Origin of the sequence: Rhodococcus sp. Q1, assembly GCF_004153645.1 — a bacterium.
In the GTDB taxonomy this organism is placed as follows: domain Bacteria; phylum Actinomycetota; class Actinomycetes; order Mycobacteriales; family Mycobacteriaceae; genus Rhodococcus; species Rhodococcus gordoniae.
This window is the reverse complement of record NZ_SDMJ01000002.1, coordinates 255,482-267,985: the sequence shown is the minus strand read 5'-3', so window position 1 is coordinate 267,985 and position 12,504 is coordinate 255,482. Positions and strand designations below refer to the sequence as shown.

At 68.8% G+C, this 12,504-nt stretch carries 11 protein-coding genes; 5 read left to right on the top strand and 6 right to left on the bottom strand.

Translation table 11 applies throughout. The features are described 5' to 3' along the window. Together EQ874_RS22870 and EQ874_RS06040 are read right to left on the bottom strand one after the other, a co-directional pair. The coding region (locus tag EQ874_RS22870) for a biotin/lipoyl-containing protein (protein WP_347400865.1) at positions 1-410 on the bottom strand (410 nt) is incomplete at its 3' end. 297 nt (positions 411-707) lie between these two features. Next, complete coding sequence (locus tag EQ874_RS06040; RefSeq protein WP_064064143.1) at positions 708-2,219, bottom strand: leucyl aminopeptidase; 1,512 nt, start codon at positions 2,217-2,219, stop codon at positions 708-710. A gap of 153 nt (positions 2,220-2,372) precedes the next feature. On the opposite strand from EQ874_RS06040, the gene gcvT reads away from it, so the two are divergent. Both gcvT and EQ874_RS06030 read left to right on the top strand, forming a co-directional pair. Continuing rightward, positions 2,373-3,473 (top strand): glycine cleavage system aminomethyltransferase GcvT, encoded by a 1,101-nt coding sequence (gcvT, locus tag EQ874_RS06035; RefSeq protein WP_064064144.1) that lies wholly within the window; start codon positions 2,373-2,375, stop codon positions 3,471-3,473. Between the two features lie 32 nt (positions 3,474-3,505). Next, positions 3,506-4,612, top strand: a complete 1,107-nt coding sequence (locus EQ874_RS06030) for a branched-chain amino acid aminotransferase (RefSeq protein WP_016934737.1) — start codon at positions 3,506-3,508, stop codon at positions 4,610-4,612. 71 nt (positions 4,613-4,683) lie between these two features. On the opposite strand, the gene EQ874_RS06025 is transcribed toward EQ874_RS06030, so the two are convergent. From EQ874_RS06025 to EQ874_RS06015, 3 genes are all read right to left on the bottom strand, one after another. Beyond that, the gene (locus EQ874_RS06025; protein WP_129976241.1) at positions 4,684-5,451 is read right to left on the bottom strand and encodes an adenosylcobinamide-GDP ribazoletransferase; all 768 of its coding nucleotides are present in this window, start codon (positions 5,449-5,451) and stop codon (positions 4,684-4,686) included. After that, entirely contained in the window at positions 5,451-6,542 is a 1,092-nt protein-coding gene (gene cobT / locus EQ874_RS06020; protein ID WP_129976239.1) for a nicotinate-nucleotide--dimethylbenzimidazole phosphoribosyltransferase, read from the bottom strand. The genes EQ874_RS06025 and cobT overlap by 1 nt, the downstream gene beginning before the upstream one ends. Before the next feature lie 222 nt (positions 6,543-6,764). Beyond that, a complete protein-coding gene (locus EQ874_RS06015) occupies positions 6,765-7,439 on the bottom strand; it encodes a DUF3043 domain-containing protein (RefSeq protein ID WP_064064147.1) in 675 nt (224 codons plus the stop codon). Positions 7,440-7,579: 140 nt separating this feature from the next. Here EQ874_RS06015 and EQ874_RS06010 point away from each other — a divergent pair, with 140 nt between their 5' ends. Continuing rightward, entirely contained in the window at positions 7,580-7,930 is a 351-nt protein-coding gene (locus tag EQ874_RS06010; RefSeq protein WP_006554400.1) for an iron-sulfur cluster assembly accessory protein, read from the top strand. 130 nt (positions 7,931-8,060) lie between these two features. Continuing rightward, a complete protein-coding gene (locus EQ874_RS06005) occupies positions 8,061-9,035 on the top strand; it encodes a carbohydrate kinase family protein (RefSeq protein ID WP_129976237.1) in 975 nt (324 codons plus the stop codon). A 70-nt stretch (positions 9,036-9,105) separates the two neighbouring features. On the opposite strand, the gene asnB is transcribed toward EQ874_RS06005, so the two are convergent. Continuing rightward, positions 9,106-11,061, bottom strand: a complete 1,956-nt coding sequence (gene asnB / locus EQ874_RS06000; RefSeq protein WP_129976235.1) for an asparagine synthase (glutamine-hydrolyzing) — start codon at positions 11,059-11,061, stop codon at positions 9,106-9,108. A gap of 352 nt (positions 11,062-11,413) precedes the next feature. On the opposite strand from asnB, the gene EQ874_RS05995 reads away from it, so the two are divergent. After that, positions 11,414-12,490: a cytochrome c oxidase subunit II gene (locus EQ874_RS05995; protein WP_084421760.1), complete on the top strand. Its 1,077-nt coding sequence runs from the start codon at positions 11,414-11,416 to the stop codon at positions 12,488-12,490. Positions 12,491-12,504: the final 14 nt, after the last annotated feature.

The following is a 12,504-nucleotide window of genomic DNA, read 5'->3' as shown; positions in this document are numbered from 1 at the left end:
CCTTCGGTGACCGACTCGCCCAGTGCCGGCATGGTGACGGGGGTGCCGTCGCCGCTGCCACCCGAGGAAGCGGGCTGCGCGGGAGCGGATTCGGCGCCGGGTTCCTCCGAGGGAGCCTGCTCGGCCGGTGCCTCTTCGGCGGCGGGTGCGGAGCCGTCGCCGGCTTCCTCGCCGGCGTCACCGATCACGGCCAGTTCGCCACCGATCTCGACCGTGTCGTCCTCCTGGGCGACGATCTTGACCAGCACGCCGGCGGCAGGCGACGGGATCTCGGTGTCGACCTTGTCCGTGGAGACTTCGAGCAGGGGCTCGTCGACTTCGACCGTGTCTCCTTCCTGCTTGAGCCATCGCGTGACAGTTCCCTCGGTGACGCTCTCACCAAGCGCTGGCATCTGGACGGAGAAGGCCATGTCTGTTGACTCCTCGACGGTTGTGTTCGTGTGTGTTGAGTTGTACCGACTCGTGGTCGCCGACCATTGTGTGGTCGTTGACCATTGTGCGCGGGGCAGGGACCCCGTGCCTGCTGGTTCACGTGTTCGGTCGGGCCGATACCGGCGGGGCATGGCCACACCCATCCTTGCACCTATCTTTCGGTGACGTTCGGGGAGGGGCGGGTCACTTCACACCGGGGGTTCGGCTGTTGCCGATCACACCGGTCCTCTCCCTTGCCTCGGGTGAGACCTCCGGAAGAGGACCGGTGTGGGCGATCATCCGTTGGCGGCGACGTCCTCGATCACGGCGAGCATCGTGCGCACGGGCACACCGGTGCCACCCTTACCGACGTAACCGAACGGTCCACCGGTGTTGAACGCCGGGCCCGCGACGTCGATGTGGGCCCACTGCACACCCTCGGGGACGAACTCCTTCAGGAAGATGCCGGCCGTGAGCATGCCTCCCCACCGGTGAGGGGAGACGTTCGCGAGGTCGGCCACACGGGACTCGAGATCGCCGCGCAGTTCCTTCGGGAAGGGCATCGGCCAGCCGTTCTCCCCGACCTCCTGGGACAGCGCGGCCACGCGGTCGCGGAACTCGTCGTGACCCATGACGCCCGGGGTCCGGGTGCCGAGGGCGACCATCTGGGCGCCGGTGAGGGTCGCGGTGTCGACGAGGTAGTCGGGATCGTCCTCGCACGCGCGCACGATGGCGTCGGCGAGGATCAGGCGACCCTCGGCATCGGTATTGATGACCTCGACGGTGGTTCCGCCGTACTGGGTCAGCACGTCGCCCGGCCGCTGCGCCGTGGACGACGGCATGTTCTCGGCCATCGGCACGGTGGCGGTGACATCGGCGGCGACACCGAGCTTCGCGGCGAGCACGACGGTTGCGATCACCGCGGCGGCACCGGCCATGTCGGAGGTCATCGCCTCCATACCGGCGGCGGGCTTGATGGAGATGCCGCCGGTGTCGAAGGTGATGCCCTTGCCCACGAGGGCGACCTTCGGGGCCTTGCGCTTCTTCGACGAGTAGGACAGGCGCACGAGACGCGGGGGACGCGACGATCCCTTGCCGACGCCGACGATGCCGCCGAAGCCCTTCTTCTCGAGTGCCTTCTCGTCGAGGACCTCGACCTTCAGCCCGGCGGCCTCGCCGAGGGCCTTCGCCCGCTCGGCGAACTCGGCCGGGAACAGATGGCTGGGCGGGGTGTTCACGAAGTTCCGGGCCGTCGCGACGGCCTCGGCGATCGCGGTGGCGCGGGTGAGGGCGGACTTGGCGTCGCGGTCGCGGGTCGACGGCACCAGCAGCTCCACCCGCGCGACCGGCCGGGCATCCTCCTTCGGCGCGGACTTCTCCGACCGGAACTCGGTGTAGGTGTAGGCGCCGAGCGCGAACCCTTCCGCCGCGGCACCGAGGTCGACGGCGGACAGCGTGGTCGCGACCGTCTCCACACCTGTCAGTACGCGTGCTGCGGTACCGGCGGAACGGCGGACCTGCTCGGCGTCGATCTTGTCGGCATCACCGAGACCGACGGCGAGGACGCTCGCCACGGGCAGCGACGCGGGTGCCGGCACCCGCGTGAGTTCTTCGCTGCGGCCCGTCGCGCCCACGGCGACCAGGTTGTCGAGCAGTTCACCGAGAACCGCCTCGTCGACCGGTGCGTCACCCGCGAGGATCTCGGGGGTGCCGTCGGCGGAGGTCAGTCCGATCACGAGTACATCGGCTCGCTCGGATACCGAACCGGCGAGAACGAGTTCGGGAAGATCGGGAGTGGGTGCACTCACAGGGCATCTCCTTGGAGCTGATCGGGAACGAGCGAGTCGTTCGCGTGTGGCGTCGTTCGGTGCGAGGGGATCGCCTCGATGTCATCGACCCTAATGACACCGACGCCGGACGTCGCTGTCGGACACGATGGCGGTGGGATAGCGTCGTACGCCATGAGTGACGAGGAACTGAAGCAGGGGCCCATCCACGCCGTGCACGTCGAACTCGGCGCGACATTCGCTCCGTTCGGCGGCTGGGAGATGCCCGTCTCCTACGCGGGGACGGTCGCCGAGCACACGGCCGTGCGCGAGACGGTGGGCCTGTTCGACGTCAGCCACCTGGGCAAAGCGCTCGTCGCCGGGCCGGGCGCCGCGGAGTTCCTGAACACGACCCTCACCAACGACCTCTCCAGGATCGCTCCCGGCAAGGCGCAGTACACGCTGTGCTGCACCGAGAGCGGCGGTGTGGTCGACGACCTGATCGTCTACTACGTCTCCGACGACGAACTCTTCCTCGTTCCCAACGCGGCCAATACGGCCACGGTCGTCGAGATGCTGTCCGCGGCGGTGCCCGCGGGCGTCACTGTGACGAACCAGCATCGGGACCACGCGGTGTTCGCCGTCCAGGGGCCGAGGTCCGCCGACGTCCTCGAAGCGCTGGGACTGCCCACCGACATCGCCTACATGGGGTTCGCCGACGCCGGATACGAGGGTGCTCCGGTGCGGGTGTGCCGCAGCGGATACACCGGTGAGCGCGGTTTCGAGGTGCTGCCTCGCTGGGACGACGCCGAGCGCGTCTTCCGTGCCCTGCTCGAGGCCGTCCGTGCCCAGGGCGGGCAGGCCGCGGGTCTCGGTGCCCGCGACACCCTGCGCACCGAGATGGGCTATGCGCTGCACGGACACGAACTGTCCGTGGACATCTCCCCGCTCCAGGCGCGGGTCGGCTGGGCCGTGGGCTGGAAGAAGCCGCAGTTCTGGGGCCGCGACGCCCTGCTCGGCGAGAAGGAGGCAGGCCCGGCACGGACACTGTGGGGCCTGCGGGCGCTCGACCGCGGTGTCCTGCGTCAGGATCTGACGGTGCTGCGCGACGGTGCCGAGGTCGGCCGGACCACCTCGGGAACCTTCTCGCCGACCCTCAAGATCGGCATCGCCCTCGCACTCCTCGACACCGCCGCCGGACTCGCACCCGGCGACGAAGTGAGCGTGGACGTGCGCGGACGGTCGCTGCGCGCCGAAGTGGTGGCTCCGCCGTTCGTCGAGGACCACACCAGATAGGGCTTCTGCAGGCGGTTGTACCATTGTCCTCCATGACAGGTGTCCTCGAATTCGCCCGCGTCCAGCATCCTTCACCGAGCTCTGCGGAGCGGCGCCAGGAGGTTCTGTCGAATCCCGGTTTCGGGCAGTACTTCACCGATCACATGGTGTCGATCACCTACACCGACGGGATCGGTTGGCACGACGCGAAAGTCGAGCCGTACGCCCCGATCTCCCTGGACCCGGCCGCGATGGTCCTGCACTACGGGCAGGCGATCTTCGAGGGTCTCAAGGCCTACCGGCAGGCCGACGGCAGCATCGCGTCGTTCCGCGTGACCGCCAATGCCGCGCGCATGAACCGGTCCGCGGAGCGGCTCGCGATGCCGTACCTGCCGCCGGAGCTGTTCGTGCAGGCGATCACCGAGCTGGTGGAGGTCGACAACGAGTGGGTTCCGGCCGCGGGCGGCGAGGATTCCCTCTACTTGCGTCCCTTCGCCTTCGCGACCGAGCCGGCTCTCGGCGTGCGGCCCGCGAAGGAGTACACGTTCCTCGTCATCGCGTCCCCGGCGGGTGCCTATTTTCCGCGTGGCGTGAAGCCGGTCAACGTGTGGCTCTCCCGTGAGTACGTGCGTGCCTCACCGGGCGGCACCGGCGCCGCGAAGTTCGCCGGCAACTATGCGGCGTCGCTCGTCGCGCAGGCGCACGCGGCCGAACAGGGCTGTGACCAGGTGGTCTGGCTCGATGCCATCGAGCGCAAGTACGTCGAGGAGATGGGCGGCATGAACCTGTACTTCGTGTACGGGTCCGGCGCCGACGCGCGCCTGGTCACCCCGGAGCTGTCCGGCTCGCTGCTCCCCGGCATCACCCGCGACTCGTTGCTCACCCTCGCCAAGGACTCCGGTCTCGCGGTGGAGGAGCGGCGCATCAGCACCGACGAATGGCGCGAGAAGGCCGCGAGCGGTGAGATCACCGAGGTGTTCGCGTGCGGTACCGCGGCGGTCATCACGCCGGTCGGCAGCGTCAAGGACAAGGACGGCGAGTTCACCATCGCCGACGGCGAGCCCGGCCCGATCACGATGGCCCTGCGCGACACCCTGACGGGCATCCAGCGCGGCACCTTCGCCGACACTCACGGATGGATGACGACACTGCGCAAGTGACGTAGCCACCATCGCAAGGGTGCTGCCGGACTCCGGCAGCACCCTTGCGTCGTTTCCGGAGGGAATGCGATCTACAGCAGGCTCGCCGCCGCCACCGCCACGGCGGCGACCGTGCCCTCGGAGACCGCGCCGAGCACGTCCCCGTTCATGCCCCCGAAGCGCGCGACGCAGTGCCGGGCGAAGACCACCGCCGCGACCAGCACCACCACCATCACCACGAGCGGCCCGGCCCAGACCGGACCGGGCAGGCACACGACCGACAGCACCACGGCCGACAGCGGCCACAGTGCGACCGGCACGACACCCTGGGTGCCCGACACGAGCGCGCCGAAGCCGCTGCCGGGCGCGGCGGGCACCCCGCGTCGGCATGCGACGACCACCGCGACACGTCCGGTGAAGACCGCGAAGGCGACCGCCCACCACGCGTGCGTGTCGGCGAGCGCACCGAACGAAGCGGCCTGCAGACCGAGGACGACGACGAGTGCCACGACGCCGAACGGACCGGCGCCGCCGCTGTGCATCACCTCGCGCGCCCGCTCGGGCGGGCCGTAACAACCGAGACCGTCGGCGGTGTCGCTCAGGCCGTCGACGTGCATCCCGCGGGTACCGACCGCGAGCGCACCGACGCACAACAGGCCCGTCACCAGGGGTGGCGCACCGACGGCCGAGCCGAGCCCGCACACGGTCGCGGCCGCGGCAGCGAGAAGGGCACCGGCGATCGGCGCCGCAGAGATGGCGCGTCCGGCGACCGTCCGATCGATCTCGGCGGGACCCCGTGCGGGCAGGACCGTCAACCACGACAGGGCCAGCGCGACCCCGGCCGGCCAGGCGCGGACCATCAGTCGGTGGCCGCCGGGGTGATCTCGTCACGGGTGCTCACGCCCGCTTCGGAGAAGGTCGCCATCTGCGAGAGAATTGCGACCGCACCCTGCAGAACCGGAAGTGCCGTCACGGCACCCGACCCTTCACCGAGACGCATACCGAGATCGACGATCGGTTCGAGGCGGAGGTGTCGCAGCGCGATGTCGTGCGCGGGCTCGGCCGACCGGTGACCGGACACCCACCAGCGTGCCGCGCCGGGTGCGAGTTCCTCGGCGACCATCGCGGCGGCGGTGACGACGACGCCGTCGAGGATCACCGGCGTCCGGCGGACCGCGGCCTGCGCGAGGAATCCCGCCATCGCGGCGAAGTCCGCGCCCCCGGCGACGCGGAGCAACGCGACGGGATTGCGTACGTGCGGCCGGGCGCGCCACATGGCGTCGCGGATCGCGGTGACCTTGCGCATCCACCCCGCGTCGTCGACGCCGGTGCCGCGGCCGACCGCGGCCACGGGTTCGGTGGAGGTGAGAGTGGCGATGAGAACGGTTGCGGGAGTGGTGTTCCCGATCCCCATATCACCCGCGACGAGCAGATCGGCACCCTCGTCGACCTCGCGGTCGGCGAGCGTGCGGCCGGCTTCGATCGCGCGGACGGTCTCGTCGTGGGTCAGCGCGTCCTCGCGGTCGATGCTGCCGCTCGAGCGCCGGATCTTGAACGCGGACACCTCGGGGGAGGTGTCGCTCTCGACCGCCATGTCGACGACCCGCACGCCTGCCCCGGCGGCTGCGGCGAGCACGTTCACGGCGGCGCCACCCCCGGACAGGTTCGCGACCATCTGCGCGGTGACCTCCGGTGGATAGGCCGAGACCCCGTGGCGCGCGACACCGTGGTCGGCGGCGAAGACCACGACCCGCGGTCGGCGGAAGGGGTGAGGCGGGACCTCGCCCTGACAGGCCGCGACCCAGCACCCGAGATCCTCGAGTCGTCCGAGAGACCCGGCGGGTTTCGTCAGATCCCGCTGACGCTCCTCGGCGGCGACGCGTGCTTCGAGATCGGGCAGGTCGACGCGCGGGAACTCGACGTCGGCGGGGGAATCGGAACCGCTGGTCACAGGTCACCTCTCGGACGGATCTTCACGCCAGAACGCTATCAATCGACCCTCACCGGCAGGAATTCGACGATATGCGTCATTGCTGCCACTTCCGGGTGGCCTTCGTCGCGGAGACGACTCGGCCGCGGCACCGCATGTCGCAGGACATGCAGGCCGCGGCCGAGATCCGGTGGCTACCGCCGGGCGCGTGCGGAGCGCCTCACAACCGAACGGTGCACCACGTCAGACGGCGTCGCCCGGACCGACCCGGGGGAGCGGCGCACGCAGTTTCTTGATCTGGGAGGCACGTACGAAGGCGTACCAGCCGAGCCCGAAGCCGCCGTCCGTCGAATCCGGGAAGCGCTCGCGCACCTTCTTGTTGACCATGCGCCCGAGGTAGATCCCCTCGATGACCATCAGCAGCATCATCACGAACATCGCGAGGGTGACGTACTGCTGCACCACCGGGCCGAGGAACATCGACATGATCAGCACGAGCGCGAGCGGCATGAACAGTCCGACGAGATTGCGCCGGCTGTCGACGAGATCGCGCACGTAGGCGCGCACCGGGCCGCGGTCGCGGGGGAGCAGGAACTTCTCCTCGCCCGCAAGCATCCGGTTGCGGCGCTCGGAGGCATCGGCGCGGCGCTGCGCTGCGGCCGCCTTGCGCTCGTCCTTGCTCTGCGACTTGCGCGCGGCCTTACGCCGCTCGCGTGCTTCCTTCGCGGTCAGGGGAGCGGGAGCGACGGGACCGCGACGGCGGCTCTCGGCGTCGCGCCGTTTGGGCGTCGGGCGCCCTTTGCCGGCGGTCGCTTTCGCGGCCGCGGAGTCGTCGGGAGTCGCGGCCGGGGAGTCCTCGGTCGCAGGAACCTGGTGATCGGCGGAGTCGTCGGAACCACCGCGGCGTAGCAACTTCACACCACCAGGCTATGGGATAGTGGAGAGAAGCGGAAAATCCGCGTGCCATACCACGCTCGGCGCAACTCGTCCACGAGGAATAGATTCCGGCGCGGTACCGTTGAACCATCGGGTTTCGACACGAACGACAGGGAGCGCCCATGACTGTGCAGCAAGAGACCGATACTCACGGCGTCATCCTGACCGAGGCCGCCGCTGCGAAGGCGAAGGCACTGCTCGATCAGGAGGGCCGCGACGACCTCGCTCTGCGTATCGCCGTGCAGCCCGGAGGCTGTGCCGGTCTGCGGTACCAGCTGTTCTTCGACGATCGCACGCTGGACGGAGACCTCACCAAGGAATTCGCCGGTGTGACGCTCGCCGTCGACCGGATGAGTGCGCCGTACGTCGAGGGTGCGTCGATCGACTTCGTCGACACCATCGAGAAGCAGGGCTTCACCATCGACAACCCGAACGCCACGGGGTCGTGCGCCTGCGGCGACTCGTTCAACTGAGGACGCACTTCGGAACCCCGGCGCTTCACGGCGCCGGGGTTCCGTCGTGTCCGCGGTAGTACCGTGGGACCGCTACGGCTCTCCGTGTGAGCAGCCACACCACCCGACATCCGCGGAAAGGCTCAGCCACGTGACCATCGCCGTGACCGGTTCCATCGCCACCGACCACCTCATGCGTTTCCCCGGCCGGTTCGCCGAGCAGCTGCTCGCCGACCAGCTTGCGCACATCTCCCTGAGCTTCCTCGTCGACGACCTCGTCGTCCGGCGCGGCGGAGTGGGAGGCAACATCGCGTTCGCGATGGGCGTCCTCGGCGGAACGCCGGTGCTCGTCGGCGCCGTCGGTGCCGACTTCACCGAGTACCGCACGTGGCTCGAGAACCACGGAGTCGACTGCTCGTCCGTGCGGATCTCGCACACCGCTCACACCGCGCGCTTCGTGTGCACCACCGACCTGGATATGGCGCAGATCGCCTCGTTCTATCCCGGCGCCATGTCCGAGGCCCGTGAGATCTCGATCGCGGACGTGGTGGAGAAGCACGGCGTCGACCTGGTGCTCGTCGGTGCCAACGATCCCGACGCGATGATCCGGCACACCGAGGAGTGCCGCCGGCTCGGGATTCCGTTCGTCGCCGACCCGTCCCAGCAGCTCGCCCGCCTGAACGGCCAGGAGACCGAACAGCTCATCGACGGCGCCGAGTACCTGTTCACCAACGAGTACGAGTGGGGACTGCTACTGCAGAAGACCGGGCTCACCGAGGACGAGGTGCAGGCGAAAGTGGGGATGCGCATCACCACCCTCGGCGGCGACGGTGCGAAGATCGTCGACCGCGACGGCAACACGGTGCAGGTCGGTGTGGTGCCCGAACGCGCCAAGGTCGACCCCACCGGTGTCGGCGACGCCTTCCGCGCCGGCTTCCTGCTCGGCCACCGCTCCGGCCTGAGCATCGAACGCGCCGCGCAGCTCGGCTCGCTGGTCGCGGTCCACGTCCTCGAGACCACCGGCACCCAGGAATGGACCTTCGACCGCACCGACGCTCTCAAGCGTCTCACCGACGCCTACGGCACCGCCGCCGCCGACGAGATCGGTGCGGTTCTCGGCGCCTGACAGCGGACCGGAACGACGAACGGCCGCGAGCCCCGGTGAGGGAGCTCGCGGCCGTGTCTCGTCGTGACCGTCAGATCTCGACCGGGTAGGCCGGTTCCTGGATCTGCGGCACGATGCGCTTCTCCACGAAGATCCCGTGCCAGACCATGAAACACAGCACCGTCCAGAGGCGTCGACTGTGATCGATCGGGCCGGTCCGGTGCTCGTCGAGCATCTTCGCGACGGCAGCCTTGTCGAGCAGATAGTCGGTCTGCGACTCGGCGATCACCTCGTGCGCCCAGTCGAACAGCTCCGTGCCGGCGAGCCAGTGCCGCAGGGGCACCGGGAAGCCCAGCTTCGCGCGGTGCAGCACATGCGGCGGGACGATGCCCTCCAATGCCTGCCTCAACGCGTACTTCGTCGTGTGCTCTGCGAGCCCCCGTCGCTTCGCTCGCCCCGTCGTGATCTTCTGTTCCAACGGCACCTGCGAGGCCACCCGGAACACCTCGGAGTCCAGGAACGGCACACGCAGCTCGAGCGAGTTGGCCATCGTCATCTTGTCGGCCTTGACGAGGATGTCGCCGCGCAGCCAGGTGAACAGATCGAGATGCTGCATCCGGGCCACCGGATCCCAGCCGCTCGACTGCGCGTAGATCGGCGCCGTGACGTCCTGGTGGGTCCACTCGGGACGGAACTCGCGCAGCACCGCCCGCAGCTGCGCGTCGTTGAAGCTGCGGGCGTTGCCGTAGTAGCGCTCCTCGAGCGTCATCGAGCCGCGGTGCAGCAGGCTCTTGCCGCGGGTGCCCTCCGGAATCCGCTCCGACAGCTGCCCGGCAGCCCGGCGCAGCGCGGGCGGGAGGAACTCGAACGGCCGCAGCGACAGCGGCTCGCGGTAGATGGTGTAGCCGCCGAACAGCTCGTCGGCGCCCTCACCGGACAACACGACCTTGACGTGCTTGCGGGCTTCGCGGGCGATGAACCACAGCGGGACGAGCGCGGGGTCGGCCACCGGGTCGTCGAGATACCAGATGATCTCCGGGATCGCCGCGGCGAACTCACTGGGGGAGACGACCCGCACCACGTGCCGGGCGCCGATCGCGGCGGCCGATTCGGCCGCGACGTCGACCTCGGAGTAGCCCTCCCGCTCGAAACCCGCGGTGAAGGTGATGAGTTTCGGGTTGTGGCGCATCGCCAGCGCGGCGATGGCCGTGGAGTCGATGCCGCCCGAGAGGAACGACCCGACGGTGACGTCGGCGCGCATGTGCTTGGCGACCGAGTCCTCGAGGGCCTCGGCGATCTCACGGTAGCGATCCTGCTCCCGGCCGGCGGCGAACGGCCGGACCGGGAAGGTCGAGTGGAAGTACCGCGTGATCTCCGGTTCGGCGCCGGGTGTGAGGCGCGCGTAGCAGCCCGACTCCAGGCGGCGGATCCGCCGGTGCAGCGTCTCGGGCTCGGGAACGTACTGCAGCACCGTGTAGTGCTCGATCGCCCGGGGATCGAGCTCGGTGTCGATGCCGATCACGTCGGCGAGTTCGAGCAGGCTCTTCTTCTCGCTGCCGAAGGCGGTGCCGCCGGTGCCGGTCGCGAGGAACAGCGGCTTGATGCCGAACGGATCGCGGGCGACGAACAACTCGCGGGTGTGCGTGTCCCAGATCGCGAAGGCGAACATGCCCCGCAGGCGCTGGACCGCGCGAACACCCCAGTGGTGGTAGGCCGCGACGATCGTCTCGCTGTCGCCTTCGGTCGCGAAGGAGGTACCGAACGTCTCGGTGAGCTCCTTGCGCAGTTCGAGATAGTTGTAGATCTCACCGTTGAAGGTCAGCGCGTAGCGGTCCGGCTGCTCCGGCGGGCCCCAGCGCAGCGGCTGGTGCGAGTGCGCGATGTCGATGATCGACAGGCGGTTGAATCCGAAGACGAGGTCGGCGTCGTGCCAGGTGCCGTGCTCGTCCGGGCCGCGATGGCGCAGACAGTGCATCGCGGCGTCCACCTTCGCGACGGCCTCGTCGCTGGTGCCCTCAGTGGTCAGAAACCCGAGCAATCCGCACACGCGTGGGTTACCTCATTCCGGTCGGGGTGTCGCGATGAACCCCGGTGGGTGCCCAGCGCGAGACACCTCACCGCGCATGACACCGGGAACTACCACTCGGGGTCCGGCGTTGGTTCTATCGAAGTATGCCGCAGACGGCCGATGCCGGGCAGCCGCGCCCGGTTGCCACCGACGACCGGCCGGCCCACAAGAGAAAACCGACGTCACGAGCCGGGTCTTGCGGTCGAAACGCCCACCCCGACACTTTCTTCGTGCCCCGGCGATGGATAGCGCCCGGGTTTGGTCTACGCTGCGTAGTAATTGGGCCGGCCCTCCGGGTGTGCCCTAGTGGAATTGCGGCGATCAGGAAGGCGTGAACGTGGCGCAAGGTCGGATCCTTCGGCGGTTCGGGCTCGCAGCATCACTCGGCATTGCAGCCTTGGTGCTGACCGGGTGCTCGAGCGAAGAAATCCTTCGTTTCGGCTGGCCGGAGGGCATCACTCCTCAGGCCGAGCGTATGCGTGAACTGTGGACGTGGTCGGTTGTCGCCGCCCTCGTCATGGGAATTCTCGTGTGGGCACTCACCTTCTGGGTGATCATCGCCTACCGGCGTCGGAAGGACGACCCGGAGTTCCCGCGTCAGACGGCATACAACGTGCCTCTGGAACTGGCTTACACCGCGGCGCCGTTCGTCGCCGTGTGTGTGCTCTTCTACTTCACGGTCGTGGTCCAGAACTACGTCCTGGAGAAGGAGGACAACCCGAACGTCGTCGTCGACGTGACGGCGTTCCAGTGGAACTGGAAGTTCGGTTACCGGACGATCGATCTGCAGGACGGCACGGCCCCCTACAACGGCATCGACGAGGTCGCCGAGGAGGCGGTCGCACAGGAGCCGTTCGACCCGTCCACCGCGCACGGTGAATCGGGTGGGGAGCACGAGGCTCCGGGCCCGATCCACGGCAAGCCCACGGAGGATCTGTCCTACCTGCACTACGACAAGATCGAGACGATCGGCACCAGCGAAGAGATTCCGGTGCTCGTTCTTCCCACCGGCAAGCGCATCGAGTTCCAGCTGGCGTCCTCCGACGTCATCCATTCCTTCTGGGTGCCGGAGTTCCTGTTCAAGCGTGACGTGAACCCGAACCCGATCGAGAACAACTCCGATCCGGTCTTCCAGATCTCCGAGATCGATCGTGAGGGCTCGTTCGTCGGCCGCTGCGCCGAGATGTGCGGCACCTACCACGCGATGATGAACTTCGAGGTCCGCGCGGTCAGCCCGGAGGACTTCGCCCGGTACATCGAGCTCCGCAAGCCGGTCGAGGACGGCGGCGAAGGCCTGTCGAACGCTCGTGCGCTCGAAGCCATCGGCCAGAGCCCGATCGCTACCTCGACGACTCCGTTCAAGACCGACCGCACGGACCGGTCGGCGACCGTCGCCGCAGGCGAGTGACGGCCACCTCCACC

Excerpts from the sequence above, each read along its gene's own strand:
- gcvT (WP_064064144.1), top strand. The coding sequence starts at position 2,373 with ATGAGTGACGAGGAACTGAAGCAGGGGCCCATCCACGCCGTGCACGTC.
- EQ874_RS06030 (WP_016934737.1), top strand. The coding sequence starts at position 3,506 with ATGACAGGTGTCCTCGAATTCGCCCGCGTCCAGCATCCTTCACCGAGC.
- EQ874_RS06025 (WP_129976241.1), bottom strand. The coding sequence starts at position 5,451 with ATGGTCCGCGCCTGGCCGGCCGGGGTCGCGCTGGCCCTGTCGTGGTTG.
- EQ874_RS06010 (WP_006554400.1), top strand. The coding sequence starts at position 7,580 with ATGACTGTGCAGCAAGAGACCGATACTCACGGCGTCATCCTGACCGAG.